This is a genomic window from Vibrio splendidus 12E03, assembly GCF_000272105.2.
Taxonomy (GTDB): Bacteria; Pseudomonadota; Gammaproteobacteria; order Enterobacterales; family Vibrionaceae; genus Vibrio; species Vibrio splendidus_I.
Genome location: NZ_AJZD02000055.1, coordinates 17889 through 40558, shown reverse-complemented (window position 1 = coordinate 40558; position 22670 = coordinate 17889). Strand labels below are relative to the sequence as shown.

Here is a 22670-nt window from a genome sequence, read left to right as displayed (position 1 = left end):
AAACTCGAACGCTAATTGTGGCCTCCTTGAGTTAGCTATCGTTAATCAGCGACGACAGCTTAACTAGAATGTTGCGTAACCATTGAATACACGGATCAACGTAAGTGTTGCTGGTAGCAATGGGATCATTAAAAATGCGGCTAGAAAGCCTAAAAAATAGAATACATTAAACGGGTCTTGAAAGTCTTTGTTATCTGCCATGATTGCTTCTTGTTTTTGTTAGTAAAGGTAAGTATCTGGCGAACCAAACCCGCTTTGCTAAATCGACATTTAACAAAAAAGGCATAGCCGCACCATTTGCGCAACTATACCTTAATCAATTATTCACAAAAACCGAGGAAATATAGGGTTAATCGGTAGACCCTTGGTGTATGTCTAAACTAAAACTTGCCGCTCCAAGTAGGCTTAACGACAGTTGGCAGCCCTGTTCGATCGGAAGGTCCCGCGTTATAAAGTTCTTCTTGCAGTTCTCGCCCAAGCGCTCACCTGCTGCAATATGTTGATTCAATTCACCATTCGACCATTGCCCATCTAAGCCCGCAGGTAAAATGGAGATGGTTCCCTCGGCAAGGTCGGCAACACCAAACAAGGCATTCACTGGGGTAGAACATCTAGAGCAACGAATCCCCTTCTCTAAGATCTCAGCAATATCTTTGAGATCAACATTAAAATCTTTTCTGTTTCTTATGTAATCGTGGAACAGCGCTCTCACCAACAATGTTGTTGCTGAGCCGCCATTATCAGAAGACGATGAATCGACGAGGTAAAAAGCAAATTGCCCGTTCATCATCCACGCATAATCAAACACAAGTGGCATCATCTCTGTTGATTGCAGTAAACGGTAACTGCAACGCCATGAGCCTTGTCGCGTATCTTTCTCTGGAAGCAGCGCATGCAGTAAATCTTTTGCTGCGCTTGGATTATCTTGAAGGTAATTCAGGTGCCAATGCAGTTCTTGGTCTTCAGGGATCTCTCCCCCGTCATCCACACAGAACCACTGGCTCGAAAAATCTCGTTGGTCTGAAATGTTATCGAACGAATCTGTCAATGTATTCGCAATCGCACTTCCTAGATGACCGTGATCCTCTAACGGTTTCGCTAAAAAGTCTTTAATACCAAATCGCAAGGCTTTCGCCACATCAGACATATCATCAGTGCCGGACACCACGATCATAGGCAGTGACGGGTACTCTAAACTGAGCTCTTCCACAAGCTCTATGCCATCAAGTATTGGCATTGATAAGTCACACACAATTAAATCTGGCGCTGAGTCTCTAAGCTTTTGCAGAGCGTCCAGTCCATTTTCAGCCTCAACCACTTTATAACCGACCTTGTCTAGGTACGCGCTGGTTATACGGCGAAAAATAGGATCATCATCAACCAACATCACGCATTTTTGGTTAATTACTTCCTGAGCCGAGGTCATTACTGGCTGACTGTGAGTTTTGTACATAATCTATAACCTCACAAAACTAAGTCGAATTATTATTGTTATCTGTTCTAAGAACTAATATAAAACTTAGTAATAAAATGCTAAATACACAAATTTGCACTCTTTGCTGGTAATTCGTGACCAGGGTTGGAATACTTGTAAATAGTGCAACGAGTTGACGTAACGCAAACATTGATCTCACTGTTACGTATAAATTAGATGAGATTGTAAACAAATGTGTCTGGATTTATGAAATTAGATGATTTAAACCTCTTTCGACTCGTCGTTGAAAATGGGAGCTACACCGCAACATCGCGCAAGACTATGATTCCGGTTGCGACCATCACACGACGCATCCAAGCCTTGGAAGATTCTTTGAACCTTAGGCTTCTCAATAGACACGCGCGTAAACTTTCTTTAACAGAGGCAGGCGAACGTTTCTTCAATGAATGCTCTCCGCTGTTGCAACGTCTCTCTTCTACCGCAGAAGAGTTAACTGACGTGTGCAAAGGCGCTTCCGGTAAGATTCGTATTACGGCCCCCTCAAATCTGACCAAGCGCATGATGATGCCAATGTTCAGTGAATTCATGACTCAATACCCTGATATCAATATTGAGCTGATGATGAACAACCAAGCAGATCAGCTGGATCCAACTGAGTGGGACGTAATTTTCCGTGTCGGCCCGCAGCGTGATTCAAGCCTAATCGCTCGCAAAATCAGTGAAGTCAAAGATATTCTTATCGCGAGCCCTGAGTACTTAGCGAAGAACCCAGCTCCAAGCCATGCTGAAGAGCTAGCGAACCATTCGCTACTCAAAGGCTACCCGCTGATTAAGTGGCAGCTGAGTAATTCGAATGAAGAGACGGTGGTGAATAGCGAGAAAGGCCGTTTCAACGCCAATGCGCTTAATGTCGTAAGACAAGCGTGCTCAGAAGGCCTAGGTATCACCCTGATGCCTGACGTGATGATTCGTGAATACATTGAAGATGGCAGCTTAGTGCAAGTCTTAGAAGACTGGAGCGCTAACCCTCGTGATATTTACATGCTTTATAACCACAAAGATCATCTACCAGAGAAAGTGAGATTGTTTATTGATTTTGTGATCGCATACCACATTCATTAAGGTCAATCCCCTTCTCTATAAACAAAAAACCAGAGCCGATGCTCTGGTTTTTTATTTTCTGTATCACTAGCGAAACTCTGTATGACTAACGAAACGCTAGTTAAGCGCCTTCGTTGTGTAACTCTAAGTTAGCAAGATCTTGTTGAATCTCACGCTGAACCTTTGAGTCGTCATTACGCAAAGAGTCTAGGAAATCTAGGTACGCTTGGTCGATATCGCCCGTTACATACTCACCGTTAAATACAGAAGTATCAAAACGAGAGATGTCTTGATTGCCCATGCCCACTGCAGAAATCAGATCTGGTAGCGTTTGGAAAATCAAGGCGTCTGCGCCAATCTGCTTACAAATCGTTTCGTTATCACGACCATGAGCAATCAGCTCTGTCGCGCTCGGCATATCAATGCCGTAAACGTTAGGGAAGCGAACCTCTGGAGCAGCTGAAACCATGAAGACCTTGTTTGCGCCAGAATCACGAGCCATCTCAATGATCTGCTCTGATGTTGTGCCGCGAACGATAGAATCGTCAACCAGAAGAACGTTCTTACCTTTAAACTCAGAGCGGATTGCGTTGAGCTTACGGCGAACTGACTTCTTACGCTGTTGCTGACCAGGCATGATGAATGTGCGGCCAACATAGCGGTTTTTCACGAAACCTTGACGGTATGGCTTATTGATCGCTTGAGCGATTCGTAGCGCAATATCGTTTGATGTTTCAGGGATTGGAATAACTACATCAATGTCTAAGTCTGCGTACTCTTCTTTAATACGCTTACCAAGCATCTCACCCATCTCAACGCGTGCGCTGTAAACCGAGATTTTGTCGATGAATGAATCTGGGCGTGCAAAGTATACAAACTCAAAGATACATGGGTTTAGTTGTGGGTTGTCTGCACATTGCTTAGTGAAAAGCTCACCGTCGAACGTTGCGTAGATAGCTTCACCTGGCGCTACATCGCGCATGAAGTCGAAACCAACAGCATCGAGTGCTACCGATTCAGACGCAACCATGTACTCTGTTTTACCTTGAACTTCACGCTTACCAAGACACAGTGGACGAATACCATGTGGGTCACGGAATGCGATCATACCGTGGCCGATGATCATCGCAGTTACGGCGTAAGCACCACGAATTGTACGGTGCACATTTGCCACAGCGCGGAAAACGTCATCTGAAGTTACGTTACCTTTAACGGTATCGATCTCATGAGCTAATACGTTCAGTAGAACTTCAGAGTCAGAGGTTGTGTTTACATGACGACGGTCTTTTTCGAACAACTTCTCACGAACTTCGTTTGCGTTCGTCAGGTTACCGTTGTGTGCCAACGTAATGCCAAAAGGAGAGTTTACGTAGAAAGGCTGAGCTTCAGACGCACTTGAACTACCCGCAGTAGGATAACGAACATGGCCAATACCAACTTCACCTTGTAGGCGCTGCATGTGTTTTGCTTCAAAAACATCTTTTACTAAACCGTTCGCCTTACGCAGACGGAAACGATTGCTTTCTATGGTACAAATACCAGCGGCATCTTGGCCACGATGCTGCAATACCGTTAAAGCGTCATAAATAGACTGGTTTACAGGTGTTGAACCCACGATTCCAACAATACCACACATGTCCTAATCCTCGATTTTTCGACATTAACTGGCGCTAGAGCGCGCCAGATAAGAAACTAGATGTTGCTTGTAAATGCTCGAAGAACGGCGCAATGATTCGACTAAATTCCGGAACCAATTGCGAATTCTTCCACCACTCAGAACTTGGGAATGCAGTAAACGCATCCATGAAAAACAACACTGCAGAAACAATCAAAACACCACGTAAGCCACCAAAGACGACACCGAGGATTCTGTCTGTACCTGACAGGCCTGTTTTCTGAACTAGCTGACCGATGACATAGTTAACTAAGGCACCAACAACTAACGTTGCAACAAACAATGCTGCTATCGCAGTTCCGTTTCGAAACATCTCATCTTCGATATTGGTGAAGTACATCGCTAATTTAGCGTAGTACTGGCTAGCAATAAAAAATGCTCCAAACCAAATAACAAGTGACAACGCTTCTTTAGCGAAACCGCGAACTAAACTGATCACGGCAGAGAAGCCGATCACGCCTAAAATGACAAAATCTAACCAATTCATGAATTCTTCATCTTAAGTTGGCGCGCATTTTAACAGAAAAAATGCTGACGCAAACGTTTTCTTATGGATTTAACGGTTTAAATTTGAGCAATTGGCCTTTTGAACCCGTAATTTTTTCTAATTCCTTAATTTGTCGCTCAAGTTTGGATTTAGAGACATCCGGGCCAATAATTACTCGCGTAAAAGTTTTTTCTTGCTTGGTGTGAGCCTGATAACCACGCTTTTGCAAATCCTTAACAACGTTTTTTGCGTTGTCAGCATTCTTCAAAGCCATCAATTGAATAATCCAAGCACTGTCTTGGTATTCATTTTTTTCCGGTACTGGCTTAACCACGACTGCCACTTTGTCTGCTTCTTTATCATTAGAAGAAGACGCAGTTTGCGTGTTTGAATTATCAGTACGACCACTTTCAACCACTTGCTCAACCGGAGAATCTGGTAGCGCTATCTGATCTTCAACGGGATCGAGTACTTCAAACACTTCAACATTACTATCAAGCTCAGGCTTAATTGGAATGCTTGCAAACTCTTCTTTGTAGTGGAGCTTCTTACCATCTAGTACATCGGGCAATACAATCACGCCAATGGCCACTAAAATGATGGTGCCGACTAACCGGCTTTGGAATTTACTTGCCATTTAGTTTCCTTTTTTCTGCCAATGCTCCAACACTTCACCCACGGTATGGAAAGAACCGACAACCAACACAACATCGTCACCTTTAACAGAAGCTAAAGCCGCTTCAAACGCTGTGACAGGGTTTGAATGCTGCTCTACGCCTTCGGGTAGGCTTTGACACAATTCAGCAGCTGTCGCTGCGCGTGGCCCTTGCAATGAAGCTGGATACCAATGAGTTGTGATTGGCGCTAATACTTCCAATGTCGCTGGAATATCTTTGTCATGAAGCATGGCGACTACAACGTGTAAATTTTTACCTGCATACTTCTTCGTAACTTGCTGCGCAAAGTATTCAGCGGAATGCGGGTTGTGCGCCACATCCAGCACAATCACGGGTTGTTCGCTAATTTGCTGCATACGCCCTGGAAGCTGCGCATTCTTCATGCCGTTAACCACGTTCACGTCGCTAATACTAAGCTCTGATGTGCCCAATGCCATCAACGCTGTTGCAGCGTTAGGTAACGGCAGGCTTGGAATAGGTAGCGATTCTAGTTGGAATGCACCACTGCGCCAGTTCCACGTATCACCGTCAACATCATAAGTGTATTGAATACCGACTTGGTAGAACTCAGCCTTAATGTCATCAGCGTGCGCTGCAACCGTAGCCGGTGGCTTGGGTTGACCACAGATAGCGGGTTTACCGCTACGATAAATGCCCGCTTTCTCAAAACCAATCACATTGATGTCATCACCTAGCCAGTCAACATGGTCGACAGCCAAACTAGTAATCACAGAAACATCATGCTCAACGATATTGGTCGCGTCTAAACGCCCGCCTAAACCCACTTCTAAAAGCACAACATCAACCGCTTCAGTTTGAAATGCACGTAACGCCGCTAAAGTGCCATATTCGAAAAAACTCAGGCTGATTTCGCCACGCTCTTTCTCAATGAAATCGAAAGACTGAACCATCTTTTCATCAGATAGATCTTGGCCGTTGATACGAACACGTTCGTTATAGCGAATTAAGTGAGGAGAGCTGTAGACACCAACTGAGTAACCAGCGTCCAATAGAATCGCTTCCATCAGTGCACATGTTGAGCCTTTGCCATTGGTTCCGGCAACAGTAATAACATGTTGAGCAGGTTTGGTGAGGTTTGCCTTAGAGGCGACGGCTTGAACTCGGTCTAATCCAAGATCAATAGCGGTTGTGTGGATGTTTGATAAATAATCAAGCCACATCTCCAAAGAGGATGTGGCTTGAGGAATAGGTTGTTGACTCATCTAACTCATAACCATAATTAAGTTGGTTTGTTAGAAGGTACTTTACCCTTTTTCTGGCGCTTCTGGTACTTCATAAGTAGCTTCATTCGGTGAATCGTTCACAGAAACTACTAATGGTGAAGGCTGGTTGGTCATTTTAGCAACAAGGCTTGCAACGCGCTGACGCATCTCACGACGGTCAACGATCATGTCGATAGCACCGTGGTCTAGTAGGAACTCACTGCGTTGGAAACCTTCAGGAAGGTCTTCACGTACCGTTTGTTCGATTACACGACGTCCAGCAAAACCGATCAGTGCTTTTGGCTCACCAATGTTGATATCGCCAAGCATTGCCAAACTTGCAGAAACACCACCCATTGTTGGATCAGTCATAACTGAAACAAACGGTAGGCCTTTCGCAGATAAACGCTCAAGCGCAGCACTGGTTTTCGCCATTTGCATTAGAGACATCAATGCCTCTTGCATACGAGCACCACCACTTGCAGAGAAACACACTAAACCACAGTTGTTCTCGATAGCAGCATCTACCGCTTTCACGAAACGAGCACCAACAACAGAACCCATTGAGCCGCCCATGAATGAGAATTCAAAAGCACACGCTACGATAGGTAAACCCAATAGTTCGCCTTTCATTGCAACTAATGCGTCTGTTTCACCACTGTTCTTTTGAGCAGCAGAGATACGTTCTTTGTAACGCTTAGAGTCTTTAAACTTCAGCTTGTCTTGTGGCTCAAGATCAGCACCTAGTTCAACACGCTCACCTTTGTCTAGGAATGTATCCAGACGACGACGTGCTTTCATGCGCATGTGATGGTCACATTTTGGACATACTTCTAGGTTACGCTCTAGTTCAGCATGGTACAGAACCTGCTCACAAGAAGTACATTTAGTCCAAACACCCTCAGGGATAGACGCTTTACGAGATGTTACGATGTTGCTTTTTTCTAAAATCTTTTCAAGCCAACTCATGGAAGACCTTTTTGTTTCGATTCTTCCGCTTGATTGCGAAAGAAATAAATTTGGGAATTATGCGTGGGAATTAAAGCACATAAAACAGCGACTGTAGATAAAAAACTGGTTGTACCTATTTTCTGGGACTATCTTACGCACTAAACCGTAATAATTTTTGAACCTAAGTCTCACATTTAGTTCAAATTATCCGGTAAAAATAGAGGACCAATTGGCTCTCGTGGTAGCTCAAAATGTTCAGGATAATCAACATCCACCAGATACAAACCTTCCGCTTTTGCAGTTGCGCCGGCTACTTTTCGATCTTTAGCTTCTAAAAGCCACTGGATCCACTCTGGTTTCTGCTCACCTTTACCTACGACAATAAGGCTACCCGTAATATTCCTCACCATGTGGTGAACAAAGGCATTCGCTTTAATATCGATCACAATGTAGTGTCCATGACGAGTCACGTTCAAGTGAATCATGTTTCTCCATGGGCTACGAGATTGACAATGTGTTGCCCTAAACGAAGTGAAGTCATTCTCACCAAGTAAGTACTGACCCGCTTCATGCATTTTTTTCTCATCAAGATGACCATGATAATGGCTCACACCTGAATTCAAAATGCCTGGGCGTAGTGCATGGTTAAAGATAATGTAGCGATAACGGCGGGCAGTAGCCGAGAAACGAGCATGGAAATCCTCATTCACTTCTGTCGCCCAACGAACCGCAATATCTTTTGGCATGTTGGCATTCGCGCCCATTGTCCATGCCACCATTTTACGATCGACATTAGTTTCAAAGTGAACGACTTGTCCCGTACCGTGAACACCGGCATCTGTACGACCTGCGCACATAACTTCTACAGGGTGATTCGCGACAACTGAAAGAGCCTTTTCCAATTCTTCTTGGACACTTTTCACGTCTCGTTGGCGTTGCCAACCAAAGTAGTGGGTACCGTTATATTCAATACCTAAAGCAATTTTCATGTTCTTGTTCTCTTTGAAAATGGGCGAGAAGTATATACGGAAATCAGTGCTAGCCCAAATAGGATGGGGCTAAAACTTTAATAAACAATCAGCATCGACCGAGACGATGCTTTTGAAAAACCAAATCAAGCAATAGTGCTCTGCATCGCCTTAAAATAAAGGGTAGCCAACGCTACCCTTTCTGATTTGTAAATTTATCGACCGTTTAACGTATCGATAAGATTTTTTGCCTCTCGACGAATATCATCGCTGCCATCAACGATTGCCTCTTCTAGAAGCTTAATTGCCCCTTGCGAGTCACTCATCTCGATGTAGATTTTGGCCAAATCAAGCTTACCCGCAGCTTCTGCATTGCTGTCGACATCATAATTGCCAATATCACCGATAACATCAGGGAATTCGTTAAGACCCACATCCAGTTTAAGCTCTTCATCGTCTGGATTAATGACTTCTTCACCTTCTTGCTCGACTTGAGCCATTAGCTCATCAATCGTCATGTACTGCTTATCACGACTGTTGCCTGATTCGGTTAGATTGTCTTGTTCAGCCCAATTCTCTTCTTTGATTTTCGGTTCAGCTTGCTGCTCAGCCGATGCCCAAATCTCTTGTTGGTCATCAGGCACATCATTATGCATGCTCGATTGTTGTTCTGGCGCTAGGTTAAAGCCTTTCCAGTCTTCGCCGCCGACTTCAAGCATGGCGTCAATATCTAGCCCTGCGCTATCAATCGAAGTTGCGTCCAATGGCTTATCGAACATGTTGTCGACAGAGTCTTGAACATCTTCAGAAAGCAACTCAGCTAATGCTGTCTCATCAAAGTCATCAAAGCCTTCTAGTGGCTCGTCTTGAACCGCTGCAGACGTTGAGTTTGGCTCTGAAGCCGCGCTCAGTGATTGTTCTGGCTGTGCAAAACCAGCCGGTTCAGAGTCTTCTGCATTCGAGAAATCATCAGCCTGACTGTAGCTCTGCGGATTTGAGAACAGATCATGCAACGCATCTTGCTCTTCTCCTTGTGGGCTGAAAGAAGTCAGTGGTGTTGGCTTCTCTGCAAACGCATCGGAGATCGCTTCGTCTTCACCGTATTCCGGTAAATCAAACTCATCAAACTCTACGCCTTGGTCTTCCGCTACCGGCTCAGCATTGCTTTGCTCAATATCATCTAAAACAGAGTCCGCTTTTGCGCTTTCTTCATCGTACTCAGGAAGATCAAGGTCATCGAACTCGAACTTCTCTGTGTCAGGCGCTAAGTCTTGCTCTAACTGTGCTTCATCTGGTTCACTCACCACTTCCGCTAACGCATCGTCTTCACCAAACTCTGGTAGTTCGAAGTCATCAAGCGAGAATTCTTCTTCGCTTTCTGGTTGCGCAGTTTCAGCCTGTGGTGCAGCATCTAGTTGAGGCTCAGCGGTTGGTTGCGATTCAACACTTGGTTGAGAATCAATAGCAGGCGTTGCTGGCTCTGGTGTTGATTCAGCATCAGCTTCCGCTAGTGCGTCTTCTTCACTAAACTCTGGTAACTCGAAATCATCAAACGAAAACTCTTCGTCGTCTTGCCCCTGAGCTTTAACTTGGGCTTCAGTTTGAGGTTCAACACTTGGTTGAGCATCAATAGCTGGCGTTACTGGTTCTGGTGTTGATTCAGCATCGGCTTCCGCTAGTGCGTCTTCTTCACCAAACTCTGGTAGCTCAAAATCATCAAACGAGAACTCTTCGTCGTCTTGCTCTTTAGCTTCAGCTTCAACAGCAGGCAATACTGATTCTGGTGTTGATTCAGCATCAGCTTCCGCTAGTGCGTCTTCTTCACCAAACTCAGGCAGTTCGAAGTCATCAAACGAGAATTCGTCTTCGCCTTCTTGTCCTAGAACTTCAGCTTGTTCTGCTACTTCCGCTTGTGGTGTAGCTTCAACTTGCGGTTCAGCGACTGGTGTCACTAGCTCTGGTGTTACGTCAGTTTCCGCTAATGCTTCTGGTTCAGACGCCTCGTCTTCAATCAGCCAATCGTCGTCTTGTGGTACGCCGAATTCATTTGGAATGATCTCTGGCATATTTGCAGCTCGAACTGGCTCTGGCTCTGGCTCTGGCTCTGGCTCTGGCTCTGGCAAGGATTCAACGACATCTTCAAATTCGTCGCTACCTTGAATTTTAGGCTCAAAGTCAAAATCAGAGTCAATGTTCGCTGGCGACTCTACATCGTCGATGGCTTCAGCTAACCAGTCTTCAACCGTTTCTTCTTCATCTTCAGAGATATCGTTCAAAGACGATGGCGAAGCTTGCTCTTGTACGTCGGCTTCTTTTGGTTCTGGTTGTTGTTGTGCGGTTCCTTCTTGAACTCGCTCTTCAAAATCTGGTTTGTTAAAATCAGAATTCTCAGATAACAGCGAGTCGATATCCAGTTCATCATCTTCAACCGATGATGCGGTTTCTTCCGCTGATACTTCGTCGCTGTCTAAAAGAGACGCTTGCTCTGGTTCAACCGTATTGTCAATTGATGGTTCAACAGGCTCTTCTATTGCTGGCAACAAATCATTGTCATCAAAAGTCATTAACTCATCAATCAATGCTTCATCTGTTGTTTCTAGCGAGTCATCAAGCAAAGCATCCGTTGCTGGTGCGACACCGAACAAATCATCGATAAAACCATCACGATTAAAGGCTTCATCATTTTCTGGCTTAATGTCAGAACTTTCTTGAGTCATTTCAGAATCTAACGATTCATCAGTAACGACTTCAGGTTGTGGTGTTTCACTAATGTCCGATGCTTGCTCAGGCTCAACTTCGGATGTTTCAGAGGTTAACGAAGTAAGCTCAACGTCAGAGTTATTTGCAGGATCATCGTTAGCGTTGTCAAAACCAAAGGCTGCGTCTAACTCTTTATCAAATGTCTTATCTTCAGATTCAAGCTCGTCTTCAATGCCACTTGTCAATAAGTCATCAAACGGGTCTAGAGATTCTGATTTTGGTGCATCCGCTGAAAGCTCATCATCTGACAACTCACTATCAAGGAAATCATCCAATAAGTCGGTACTTTCGGCGTCGAGTTCGAAATCATCGTCGTCAGAGTCACCTATTAATTCATCCAAGGTTTCCGTGCTGTCTTCTGCGATGTTGAGGTCATCATCGGTCGATAAACCAGAAAGCTCTTCAAGCTCAGACAGAGAATCAAAGCCAAGAGGTTCGCTTTCAGACTCATCATCCGAATCGTCCCCTAGCATCTCATCAAGAAGGTCTGTCGAGTTACTTAGGTCTACGTCATCGCCTGCCAGTTGCTCATCAAGCAGGTCAACGCTGTCTTGAGGTTCTTCATCTACGATTGGCTTATCGAACTGAGACAGAATGTTTTCGATATCATCGTCAGACGCCAAACCATTGTTTAGGTTAGTGGCAATCTCATCGTCGCTATCGAGGTTGAAAGGGTCATTCGCTTGATCGTTCTGAGCGGCAACCTGGGCAAAGATGTCATCAATATCATCATTCGCTGTCGGTGAAGCGGGCTCAGGGGACTGCTGTTCAGAGATTAGAGCATCAATATCAAAGTCGTCATTGCTCAAATCAGCAGGCTTAGTCTCACTTTGTTGCTCAGAGATAAGCGCATCGATGTCAAAATCATCACTTGCTGGTGTTTCAGTGTTAGAAGGCGAATCACTTTGCTCTTCCGAAATCAGAGCATCGATATCGAAGCTGTCATCATCTTCGTCATCAAGAGCAAACAGATCATCTAATAAAGATTGGTCTAGCTCGTTGGAACCGAGATCTTCAGTTTCAGACTCTTGAGATAGTAAAGCTTCAATGTCATCCGCAGACATTGCGTTATCATCAGAAAGGTCGAAGTCGACATCATCAGTATCGACGGCACTTTCCGCTGTTTTGTCTAGCGCACGCTCCATCTCTTCAAGGCCAAGCGCTTTCTCTTCACCATTAACACTAATGCCGTTGCTGCTGTCTAAATCTAGATCGTCGAAGTTGGTGTCTAAATCACCGTTTTCGCCAATGCTGGCGAACGGGTCATCGTCTTCACCATCTAGATTAAAATCGAGATCAGATTCATCTAAGCCGGCAAAGATATCGTCTTCCTCAGCTAGCGCTTGATCGTCAAACAACTTGTTGGCGTCATCTTCCGTACCAAACAAGTCATCGTCTAAAGACAGCTCGTTAAGGTCATCCATCTCGTCGCCCAATGTAATAGGCGCAACGGTGCTTGGTTCTGGCTGAATCGGTTGCTCTTGAGCAGTTTGCTGTTGCTCATCATTTTTAGAACGACGGCCTAACAGCATCACAACGATCAAACCAATTAGCAGTCCTGGAATAATCGCCAGAGCCGCTACTAACCAACCATTCGATAACAGTTCGTCCAGTGCACTTGGTGCCATTTTTTCAATTTCGGCGTTCTTTCTGCGCTCTTCATCAAGCAGTTTTTCCACTTCGCTACGAATGCGATCTTCATCGCTGAGCTCAGTTTTTAGCTCATCAACTTCCGATTGAACATTCGATAACATCAAACGAAGTTGGTGGTTTTTCTCTTCAAGTGACAGGAGTTCAGTTTCTGAAAGCTCTAGCTGCTTCTCTAACTTGTTCATCTCTTGGGTTGGAGCAGATGGATCTAGAGATGATTGAGTTGGAGACAATGGCTTTTTAGCGGTTTCAGTAGTGCTTACTTGCTTAGCAGGAGCAACATTTTTTGCATCAGAACTCGGCGCTTTGGGTTTTGAAGCGACAGGCTTACTTGCAGGAGCATCAAGCTTAGCAAGATGTGAGTTCATGATGTTGATAGCTTGCTGCGTCGAGCTTGCACGTGCTTGCTCTAAAGAAGGCACTCGTAAATTACTGGCAGGCAGCAGGCTATGGATATTCTGGTTTTCAAACGCTTGTGGGTTTAAGCGATAAATAGCCAACAGGGTTTGTTGGACTGACACGGAGTTATCAGGGCGTAACTTTGAAGCAATAGACCACAATGTTTCTGAGCCGCGAGTAGGACCATAGAAACGTGAAGGCTCAGCGCTATTCGATTGCGCTCTTTGAAGAGGTTCTGAAAACGTAGGCGCTGATTGTATCTGACCATTAGGTCCTACAACTCGAATGGAATCTGCACGAACAACGGAAATCTGAGTCGCAATGATAAAGGCAAAAGGCATTAACCACGGCTTGAAAATTTGAAACATAAAAGGCTCAGCTAGGTGCTTAAATTCGGAAAAGTGATGATCTATTAAATATATCGGATAAATGACGTAAAACTATAGAGATGAAAACAAAAAATGTGTTGCAGCAACAATATTCGCAGCAATTTCACACAATTTGACTAACAATATTTTTAATCGATTAAAAAAGCCCCACTAAAGAGTGAGGCTTGTTTATCAAAGCAATAAAGCTTAGAAGTAATCGCGAATCAGAACTTCAGCGATTTGAACTGCGTTTGTTGCTGCGCCTTTACGAACGTTATCAGCGACAACCCACATGTTCACGCCACTGTGATGGCTGATGTCGTTACGAATACGACCAACCATTACGTGGTCTTTACCACCTGCATCACGAACTTGAGTTGGGAAGTCTAGCGCTTGGAATACTTCAACACCTTCTGTGTTCTCTAGAAGCTGAACCACTTGTTCTGCACCGATTGGCGCGCGAGTTTCAATGTGCAGAGATTCTGCGTGACCATAGAATACTGGTACGCGAACACAAGTCGGGTTCACTGTGATTGAAGAGTCAGCAAAGATTTTTTGAGTTTCCCAAACCATCTTCATCTCTTCACGCGTGTAGCCGTTTTCTGTAAATTCATCGATTTGAGGAATACAGTTGAAAGCGATCTGCTGTGAGAACGCTGAATTTTCAGCTGGCATACCATTCAGAAGCTTAGCTGTTTGACCCGCTAGCTCATCGATACCTGGCTTACCTGCACCAGACACAGATTGGTAAGTTGAAACGTTAATACGCTCAAGACCCACTTCATCGTGAATTGGTTTCAGAGCGACTACCATTTGGATAGTCGAGCAGTTAGGGTTCGCGATGATGTTACGGTTACGGAACTCAGCAATTGCTTCAGGGTTCACTTCAGGCACAACCAGAGGAACATCGTATTCGTAACGGAAACGTGATGTGTTATCGATAACAACAACACCTTCATCAGCAGCAATTGGAGCCCAACGCTCTGAAAGCTCGCTACCTGCAGAGAAAAACGCAATATGTACTTGAGACCAATCGAAGTCTTCTACGTTTTGTACTTGTATTGTTTTGCCGTTAAAACGGGAAGTTTTGCCTTCACTACGTTCACTTGCTAGTAAGTGCATTTCACCGACAGGGAATTTACGCTCTTTAAGTACTTCAAGAATGGTTTCACCAACCGCACCAGTCGCACCTAAAATAGCAATATTAAATTCTTGGCTCATTGTTTCTCTCTTTTATAAAGTTGGCTTTACCATAAAACCGAGTTTAGATAACGGCGTTAAATTACAAGATTCGTCGCCCGTTAACTCGACTGCACTGTACTCTCTGCGGTCCCAATATTCTTTACGCATCTTGTCAAAAGAACCCGGCGTAGCGATATTGCGACGGAATAAGGCGTCGTCTTTGCGCACATCATAGATCAACTGAGTCAAATTGTGCAGTGTTGCTTCATCCCAAGCTCTATCTAATTTCATTTGAGGTACAGGCGCTGTCGGCAATAAGTCGCTTGCATACGCACGCTGTTCAGTACCTAAAAACTCACAATAACTATTGAAGATCATCGTGGTACCACGCGCTTTACCCTCTAAACCGTAGCCCGCTACGTGAGGAGTTGCAAAAGCGAGTAACGGAAGAAGCTCGAAGTCGACTTCAGGTTCAAATTCAAACACATCCAGAACCGCAGTGAAACCGTCGGCTTTTTGCAGGCGAGCTTTTAGCACTTGGTTATCAACCACAGGACCGCGAGCTGCATTAATCAGGATTTGATCAGCACGTAAGTTGTTCAGCACTTGCTCATTGATCAAGTGATGCGTTGGAAACTCACCTGTCTTAGTGATCGGTGTATGCAATGTAATAACGTCTGATTGCTCAAGCAGAGTCTCTAGCTCAGTAAATTCGCGAGTATCACCTTCTTGCTGTTTTAGAGGATCGTTCAGCAGAACTTTAATACCGATACCTTCTAGGCATTTCGCTAGGTAGCTGCCCACTTGACCACAACCGATAATACCGACCGTTTTGTCAAAAACCGAGAAGCCTTGTTGCTGCGCAAGCACCATCATCGCACTGAACGCGTACTCAGCAACACCCACCTTGTTACAGCCAGGCGCCGCAGTAAAGAAGATGCCACGCTCTTTCATCAATTCTTGGTCAACATGATCCATACCAGCCGTCGCAGTACCGACAAACTTCAGCTTATTGGCTTTGCTGATCAATGACTCGTTTACCTTAGTAACAGAGCGAATCATCAATGCGTCTACGTCAACCAGATCGTCCGCAGTTAATGTGCGACCAGACTTCATTGTCACTTCCCCTAGCTGGCTAAATAGCGCTTCAGCGTAAGGCATATTTTCGTCGATTAAGATTTTCATTTGGCGAGTACTTTTGTTGGGGTCTATCGACCTAAATGTGAATTGAAATGATTGTGCAAAATTCCACACACGGTGTCGAGTAGCAATTGGAATACATTATGATTAAAGGCTTGTTGAGATGAGGATTAACTACCCTAATCTGATTTTATTATCCAAGCCTAAAACGAAAAATGCCCGATTGAATAAACAATCGGGCAAACATCCAGAACAAAAGGATCCTATCTCGCTCTCCAGGAGACAGAGTCTTGCGTCTGTTCAACCAGTACTAACCAAGGTCAGTACTGGTCAAGCTCTGGAAACCTTTCAATTTCTAAACCCAGATTTAAAAACTATGTTTAAAAAACACGTTTACCAACCTGCGTCTAAAAACTTTGTTCTGATGGTCATTATTACTGGGTGACCTGTGCGTGTTGAATCTGCACTAGCGCAACCCTTTAACGATTAACCTTGTCTCTGTAACTCAAGCCTAAGTTAAGCTTGGTACTTTTTGATTACTAGCGTTGCGTTCGTACCGCCGAAACCAAAGCTGTTAGACATAACCGTTGTTAGCTCTTGATCACGAGCTTCAGTTACGATGTCTAGGCCAGCAGCAGCTTCGTCTAGGTTCGAAACGTTAATGCTTGGAGCGATAAAGCCGTTATCTAGCATTAGCGTTGAGTAAATTGCTTCGTGTACGCCAGCAGCACCTAGAGCATGACCTGTCATCGCTTTAGTTGCAGAAATTGCTGGGCTGTTACCACCGCCATTACCTTGAGAGAAAACTTCTTGGATAGCACCAAGCTCTTTCACGTCGCCAACTGGAGTTGAAGTACCGTGAGTGTTCACGTAGTCAACGCCATCAACGTTTTGCATTGCCATCTTCATACAACGAACCGCACCTTCACCAGAAGGAGCAACCATGTCGTAGCCATCTGAAGTTGCGCCGTAGCCTACGATTTCACCGTAGATTTTTGCGCCACGAGCAACAGCGTACTCAAGCTCTTCGATAACTAGCATGCCGCCGCCACCAGAGATAACGAAACCATCACGGTCTGCATCGTAGGTACGAGAAGCCAGTTCTGGTGTGTCGTTGTACTTAGTAGAAAGTGCGCCCATTGCGTCGAACATCATAGTCAGAGACCAATCCAGTTCTTCACCGCCACCAGCGAATACAACGTCTTGCTTACCAAGTTGGATAAGCTCCATTGCGTGACCAATACAGTGTGCAGATGTCGCACATGCAGAGCTCATAGAGTAGTTCACACCACGGATTTTGAAAGGAGTTGCTAGACAAGCAGAAACAGTAGAAGCCATTGTACGTGGCACCATATATGGACCAACGCGCTTCACGCCTTTCTCACGAATGATGTCTACCGCGTTTACTTGGTTTAGAGATGAAGCACCACCAGAACCCGCAACGATACCCGTGCGGTCATTAGATACTTGATCTTCAGTTAAACCAGAATCAGCAATTGCTTGCTCCATTGAAAGATAAGCGAATGCCGCTGCATCACCCATAAAGCGCATTTTTTTGCGATCGATATGGTCAGCAGGGTTCATTTTTAGGTTACCCCAAACTTGAGAGCGCAAGCCATTTTCCTTGAACTGCTCTGAAGCGGTAATACCAGATTTACCCTCTTTCAGTGATGCTAAAACTTCTTCGACGTTGTTACCGATACTTGAAACAATACCCATACCGGTGATTACGACTCGTTTCATGTGACATTCCTATAATTCTAAATTCAGCTAGATGATAACTAAGAAGCCTAACAAAAGTGGTCAGCTTTCCTAGAAATTCGTACAATCCCTACCAACATATCGCTTCAAATCACAAAATGATAGATTTTATGACTTCAATTACTAATGCAGAACTGGAATGGAATGAGTCTGGCACGCCAGTTTCAGACCAATTTGACGACGTTTACTTCTCTAATGTTAACGGTTTAGAAGAAACTCGCTACGTCTTTTTAAAGCAAAACCACCTTCCAGCGCGTTGGCTTGAACATGAACAACGCCGCTTTGTGATTGCTGAAACCGGCTTTGGCACAGGTTTGAACTTTCTTGCAGTTTGGCAATGGTTCGATGCTTTTCTTAAAGATAACCCACAAGCGATGACCAAAGAGTTACATTTCATCAGTTTTGAAAAATATCCTTTAAATAAAGAGGATCTCATCAAAGCACACCAATCGTGGCCAGAATTAGCCAAGTATGCGACGCAACTCCAAGAACACTACCCTATCGCTCTACCTGAATGTCACCGCATTGTGCTGGGCGACGGTGCAATCACGCTTGATTTGTGGTTTGGCGATATTAAAGATTGCATGCCTAACGTACCAACCCCACATGAAGGTTTGGTTGATGCTTGGTTCTTAGACGGTTTTGCTCCGAGCAAGAACCCAGAGATGTGGAATCAAAACCTATTCAACGGCATGTCCAAGCTCGCTAAGCAAGATTGTAGTTGCGCCACTTTCACCGCTGCTGGCTTTGTTCGTCGCGGGTTGATTGAAGCTGGCTTTCAGATGAAGAAGGTTAAAGGCTTTGGTACTAAGCGAGAAATGATCGCCGGCCGACTTGGCGAAAAGCACGCTCACACCAACATCAAACCTTGGTATGGCCTCGCTCAACACACTGAATCCCAAGACATTGCGATCATTGGTGGTGGTGTCGCCAGTGCTGCATTAGCCAAAACGCTAAGCCGTCGTGGTAAAAACATCACCCTTTATTGTGAACATCCACAAGCTGCGGGCAATGCCTCAGGTAACAACCAAGGTGCGATTTACCCGTTGTTGAGTGAAGTGACTTCGAACGTGTCTCGTGTGTTTGGCCCAGGATTACTGTTTGCTCGTCAATTTATTAATCAAGCGGCGCAGTCTGTCCAATTTGATCACAGCTGGTGTGGCGTGAACATCTTGATGTGGGATCAAGGCTCCACTAAAAAGCTCAACCGCATGTTGGAAGGCAACTTCCACACCGACCTGATTCAGCGTTTATCGCCAGAGCAAGCCAACGAAAAGATTGGCTTACCGGTCGATAAAGAAAGTGTTTACTTTCCGTTGGGCGGCTGGTTAAGCCCTCTTCAACTGACTCAAGGCTTGATTGGCAAGTTAGAAGAGAACAACCAAGTAAGCGCGCACTATCAACATCAAGTAACGCAACTTGAGTGGATCGAAGTTGAACAACAATGGTTACTGACGATTGAGACACCTCAAGGTGAGATTCAAACCAAGCACGACCAAGTAGTTGTCGCGAACGGACACAAGTTCACTCAGTTTGAACAAACTCAGCCAGTACCACTGACTCCGGTTAAAGGCCAAGTGAGCCATATTCCGACCACGGAAAATCTCAGCCAGCTAAAAACCGTGTTGTGCTTTGATGGCTACTTAACGCCACAAAACCCAAACAATGGACACCACTGTATTGGTGCGAACTACGACAAGACCAATATCGACCAAGAATTTGATATTGAGGTTCAGCAGCACAACGGCGAGCGCCTACATGGCTCGCTACCAGACCAAGCATGGACAAAAGATGTCAACACCAGTGACAACTTAGCGCGCCAAGGTATCCGTAGCGTAAGCCGCGACCACTTACCGTTTGTCGGAAACGTTGGTGACTTTGAAGCCATTAAGGAGCAGTACCAAGATCTACACTACTTCAACCCACAGCGTGACTCGGTTAATGATGTTGAAACGGTGACAAGCTTCCCTAACCTATACTGTTTTATCGGATTAGGCTCACGTGGCTTGAGCTCTGCGCCATTATTGGCTGAAGTGTTAGCATCACAAATTTGTGGCGATCCGCTTCCCTTACCTGTCGATGTGCTTGAAGCGATTCACCCAAGCAGAATGTGGATTAGAAGGTTACGTAAAGGCAAAGCGTTAACAGAAGGTTGGGTTTCAACGAAACAAGCCAGTGCGGAATAGTCGATTCTAGACTAGGTCTAAATATTCAAATAAGTATTGGGCCTTGTTGATCTTACGAGCTGATTTTTGCAACGAAAGGCCAACATGACCTAGTACGACCCACAAAAAGCCCGAGCATTTCTCAATGCTCGGGCTTTGTTTTTCTAATCTTGTCTACGTCGCTGTTTATTGCTTTTCAGCGGCTCGTAACTTTACATCAGCTTGCTACTTTGCAGCTATTCGCTTTACTTTCCGCCTTTACAGCTTAGCAATCGCGTCTTTAATTTGAGCGGCAATCTCTTCGTTGCTGATTGAACCCGACTCAAAATCAAAGTTATCGTAGAAGCTAGGTACTGACAACGATGCTTTAACGTTACCACCAAAGTACGGAGCCGAACCCGTCGCCGCGCCAAGTACTGTTTGCGCGCCACCTGGGCCTGGTGATGTCGCTAGGTAAACCGCAGGCTTCTCACCAAACACTGAGCGCTCAATGCGTGTCGCCCAATCAAATAGGTTTTTGTACGCTGCTGGGTAGTGACCATTGTGTTCTGCGAACGAGATAACAAACGCATCCGCTTCGGCTAGATCACGCAAGAATGCTTGCGCACCTTCTGCTTGGCCGATCTCTTTTTCAGTGTCTTCACTGAACATAGGAACGTTGTAATCGTTAATGTTTAGAACTTTAACTTCAGCACCTTCAATCAAGTTAGCTGCGTAAGTTGCTAGAGTTTTATTGATAGAGGTAGAGCTTGTGCTTGCGCCAAATGCGATAACTTTCATGATGTGACCTTTTCTGTAATTCCGTTAAGTGGGATTAGAATAACGTAGTCAGAAAATGGAACCATCACAAGGATTGAACGGACTCATTCAAAAATTTCGAATGAGTCTCAAACTATTCACTGCTCAGTAAAAGAGGAAAGGAAGGGACTGAGCGGATAATGATAAATAACCAGCGATTAAGCTTGGTTTTGCAGTTCAACCCATAGGTCATTAACGATAGTGCGGTCTGCAGGTGTGAGTTCAGAGCGAGCGTCATCTAGGCTCTTTTCGATGCGTGCTTTAACTTCTGCTACGTCTTCAATGCCTTCTTCTTCACATGAAGCCACTGACAGAGAAATATGACCACGTAAGTAACCACCAGCAAACAGTTCGTCGTCTGATGCGTTTTCAATGCGAGCATCAATTACTTCAAGTAGTTTTTCTTCAAATTCGATAATCATAATATTCTCTTATTTCACAATAAATTGGCTAATACATAAAGGTTCTACATCGTAGAAGCTGCGTAATGCTTCAGAGAGCATTTTCACGCGAGGCGGAAAGCCCACTTCAAAGATACCCATAACTTCGCTATGTACTTTATTCATAAAGGCCAAACGATCTGGCTCAAAATCGCCGTGTAGATTGTCACAGCTGACATTAAAAGGAAAGCCTGCGCTCATCGCAATAATCCATTCATACGCTTGTGGGCGAATTTCTACTTTTTCAAACTCAGCTTGAACCGATTCCGTTCGACCATCAGGTTCATACCAATAGCCAAAATCTTCCAGTAAACGACGCTCAGGCCCAGCAACGCACCAGTGTGCGATCTCATGGAGTGCAGAGGCGTAAAAGCCACGTGCGAACACGATTCGATGGTGTGGGATAGTATCATCAGCAGGCAAATAGATCGGCTCATCAGCCCCTAGCTCTAGTTTGGTATTAAAGCTTTCAAAAAAGGTCTGATTGAAGATATCGATAATGTCTGAATATTGGTGTGTCATAAAATCAAATTTAAGTAAAAAGAACTGGGGCATTTTGCGTTTTTTTAAGCGCTCGGTAAAGCCCTATCAAGCGTAATGACATCAGGTTCGCCATTATACTTTACGGTGACAATCGATTGCCATTCCCAGATTACACCACTTTAAGGTGAATGATTAGTTTAGCTAATCTGAAATGCCCATTCACGGTACAAATATTCATTCGTCAACAAGCATTTTTACTACTACACTCGCGCTTCATTTTTATATCCCTAAGGCCTATAAGACTCAAATTTATAGACCTAAATTATAGAGCTACAGCAATGCTACTAAGTGTTTTGTATATCATTGGCATCACGGCAGAAGCCATGACCGGCGCTCTCAGTGCTGGCAAACAAAAAATGGATTGGTTTGGTGTAATGTTGGTTGCGAGTGCAACGGCAATTGGCGGCGGTACGGTGCGAGATATATTACTTGGCCATTACCCTTTAGGTTGGGTTGAAAACCCTCAGTATCTGGCAATCACCTGTATCGCAGGTGTTATTACAACCGGACTGGCTAAATGGGTTATCAAGCTAAAAGGTTTATTTATTCGCTTGGATGCCTTAGGCCTAATTGTATTCAGTATCATTGGCACCAAAGTAGCGATGACCATGGGTCTGCACCCGATGATTTGCATGGTATCTGCACTGGTAACTGGTGTGTTTGGTGGTTTGTTACGTGACCTTATCTGTCGTCAAACACCATTGGTGTTACATGAAGAGCTGTATGCCTCTGTCGCACTTGTCGCTTCAGGTTTGTACCTAGGTTTGCTTGAGCTTGGCATCAACGACGTAACGGCGACGATTGTGACGCTTGTAGTTGGTTACTTGCTGCGCATGGCGGCTGTAAGATTCAAATGGCGTTTGCCTTCGTTCCAGCTTGATCCTGAAAGTTCAGTGCATTAATCGCTTGAGAGGCAGTATTGAGAGCGATCGTTAATATTGATGCTC

General features: G+C 44.7%; 18 protein-coding genes. 3 read left to right on the top strand and 15 right to left on the bottom strand.

Annotated elements, in window-relative coordinates:
* Positions 1-63: 63 nt before the first annotated feature.
* Both A142_RS25055 and A142_RS05240 read right to left on the bottom strand, forming a co-directional pair.
* Positions 64-201: a hypothetical protein gene (locus A142_RS25055; protein WP_017067606.1), complete on the bottom strand. Its 138-nt coding sequence runs from the start codon at positions 199-201 to the stop codon at positions 64-66.
* A gap of 148 nt (positions 202-349) precedes the next feature.
* Positions 350-1453 carry a response regulator gene (locus A142_RS05240; RefSeq protein ID WP_019823180.1) on the bottom strand — a complete coding sequence of 368 codons (1104 nt, stop codon included), beginning with the start codon at positions 1451-1453 and terminating at the stop codon, positions 350-352.
* A 228-nt stretch (positions 1454-1681) separates the two neighbouring features.
* Between A142_RS05240 and A142_RS05235 the strand changes: the two genes are divergently transcribed.
* Positions 1682-2557 carry a LysR family transcriptional regulator gene (locus tag A142_RS05235; protein WP_017067604.1) on the top strand — a complete coding sequence of 292 codons (876 nt, stop codon included), beginning with the start codon at positions 1682-1684 and terminating at the stop codon, positions 2555-2557.
* A gap of 100 nt (positions 2558-2657) precedes the next feature.
* Here A142_RS05235 and purF read toward each other — a convergent pair whose 3' ends face one another.
* From purF to fabB, 10 genes are all read right to left on the bottom strand, one after another.
* Entirely contained in the window at positions 2658-4172 is a 1515-nt protein-coding gene (gene purF, locus A142_RS05230) for an amidophosphoribosyltransferase (RefSeq protein ID WP_017066676.1), read from the bottom strand.
* A gap of 34 nt (positions 4173-4206) precedes the next feature.
* Positions 4207-4698 carry a CvpA family protein gene (locus A142_RS05225; protein WP_009848678.1) on the bottom strand — a complete coding sequence of 164 codons (492 nt, stop codon included), beginning with the start codon at positions 4696-4698 and terminating at the stop codon, positions 4207-4209.
* Between the two features lie 61 nt (positions 4699-4759).
* Entirely contained in the window at positions 4760-5335 is a 576-nt protein-coding gene (locus tag A142_RS05220; RefSeq protein ID WP_017063432.1) for an SPOR domain-containing protein, read from the bottom strand.
* Positions 5336-6598 carry a bifunctional tetrahydrofolate synthase/dihydrofolate synthase gene (gene folC / locus A142_RS05215; protein ID WP_019823172.1) on the bottom strand — a complete coding sequence of 421 codons (1263 nt, stop codon included), beginning with the start codon at positions 6596-6598 and terminating at the stop codon, positions 5336-5338.
* A 42-nt stretch (positions 6599-6640) separates the two neighbouring features.
* Positions 6641-7567: an acetyl-CoA carboxylase, carboxyltransferase subunit beta gene (gene accD, locus A142_RS05210; RefSeq protein ID WP_017062348.1), complete on the bottom strand. Its 927-nt coding sequence runs from the start codon at positions 7565-7567 to the stop codon at positions 6641-6643.
* Positions 7568-7743: 176 nt separating this feature from the next.
* The gene (gene truA, locus A142_RS05205) at positions 7744-8538 is read right to left on the bottom strand and encodes a tRNA pseudouridine(38-40) synthase TruA (RefSeq protein ID WP_019823170.1); all 795 of its coding nucleotides are present in this window, start codon (positions 8536-8538) and stop codon (positions 7744-7746) included.
* Between the two features lie 194 nt (positions 8539-8732).
* Positions 8733-13694: a FimV/HubP family polar landmark protein gene (locus A142_RS05200; RefSeq protein WP_019823168.1), complete on the bottom strand. Its 4962-nt coding sequence runs from the start codon at positions 13692-13694 to the stop codon at positions 8733-8735.
* A 207-nt stretch (positions 13695-13901) separates the two neighbouring features.
* Complete coding sequence (locus tag A142_RS05195) at positions 13902-14915, bottom strand: aspartate-semialdehyde dehydrogenase (protein ID WP_017062350.1); 1014 nt, start codon at positions 14913-14915, stop codon at positions 13902-13904.
* A gap of 12 nt (positions 14916-14927) precedes the next feature.
* Positions 14928-16061, bottom strand: coding sequence for a 4-phosphoerythronate dehydrogenase (locus A142_RS05190; RefSeq protein ID WP_019823165.1), 1134 nt, complete (start codon positions 16059-16061; stop codon positions 14928-14930).
* A gap of 471 nt (positions 16062-16532) precedes the next feature.
* Positions 16533-17759, bottom strand: a complete 1227-nt coding sequence (gene fabB, locus A142_RS05180) for a beta-ketoacyl-ACP synthase I (protein ID WP_019823163.1) — start codon at positions 17757-17759, stop codon at positions 16533-16535.
* Between the two features lie 56 nt (positions 17760-17815).
* Here fabB and mnmC point away from each other — a divergent pair, with 56 nt between their 5' ends.
* Positions 17816-19963 carry a bifunctional tRNA (5-methylaminomethyl-2-thiouridine)(34)-methyltransferase MnmD/FAD-dependent 5-carboxymethylaminomethyl-2-thiouridine(34) oxidoreductase MnmC gene (gene mnmC, locus A142_RS05175; protein WP_019823162.1) on the top strand — a complete coding sequence of 716 codons (2148 nt, stop codon included), beginning with the start codon at positions 17816-17818 and terminating at the stop codon, positions 19961-19963.
* A gap of 237 nt (positions 19964-20200) precedes the next feature.
* On the opposite strand, the gene A142_RS05170 is transcribed toward mnmC, so the two are convergent.
* The 3 genes from A142_RS05170 to A142_RS05160 form a co-directional block, all read right to left on the bottom strand.
* The gene (locus A142_RS05170) at positions 20201-20722 is read right to left on the bottom strand and encodes an NADPH-dependent FMN reductase (RefSeq protein WP_017111158.1); all 522 of its coding nucleotides are present in this window, start codon (positions 20720-20722) and stop codon (positions 20201-20203) included.
* 176 nt (positions 20723-20898) lie between these two features.
* On the bottom strand, positions 20899-21162 hold the full coding sequence (locus A142_RS05165; protein ID WP_017632537.1) for a YfcL family protein: 264 nt from the start codon (positions 21160-21162) through the stop codon (positions 20899-20901).
* A gap of 9 nt (positions 21163-21171) precedes the next feature.
* The gene (locus tag A142_RS05160; protein ID WP_019823161.1) at positions 21172-21702 is read right to left on the bottom strand and encodes an elongation factor P hydroxylase; all 531 of its coding nucleotides are present in this window, start codon (positions 21700-21702) and stop codon (positions 21172-21174) included.
* 299 nt (positions 21703-22001) lie between these two features.
* On the opposite strand from A142_RS05160, the gene A142_RS05155 reads away from it, so the two are divergent.
* Positions 22002-22625 (top strand): trimeric intracellular cation channel family protein, encoded by a 624-nt coding sequence (locus A142_RS05155; protein ID WP_004734183.1) that lies wholly within the window; start codon positions 22002-22004, stop codon positions 22623-22625.
* The last annotated feature ends 45 nt before the right edge of the window (positions 22626-22670 follow it).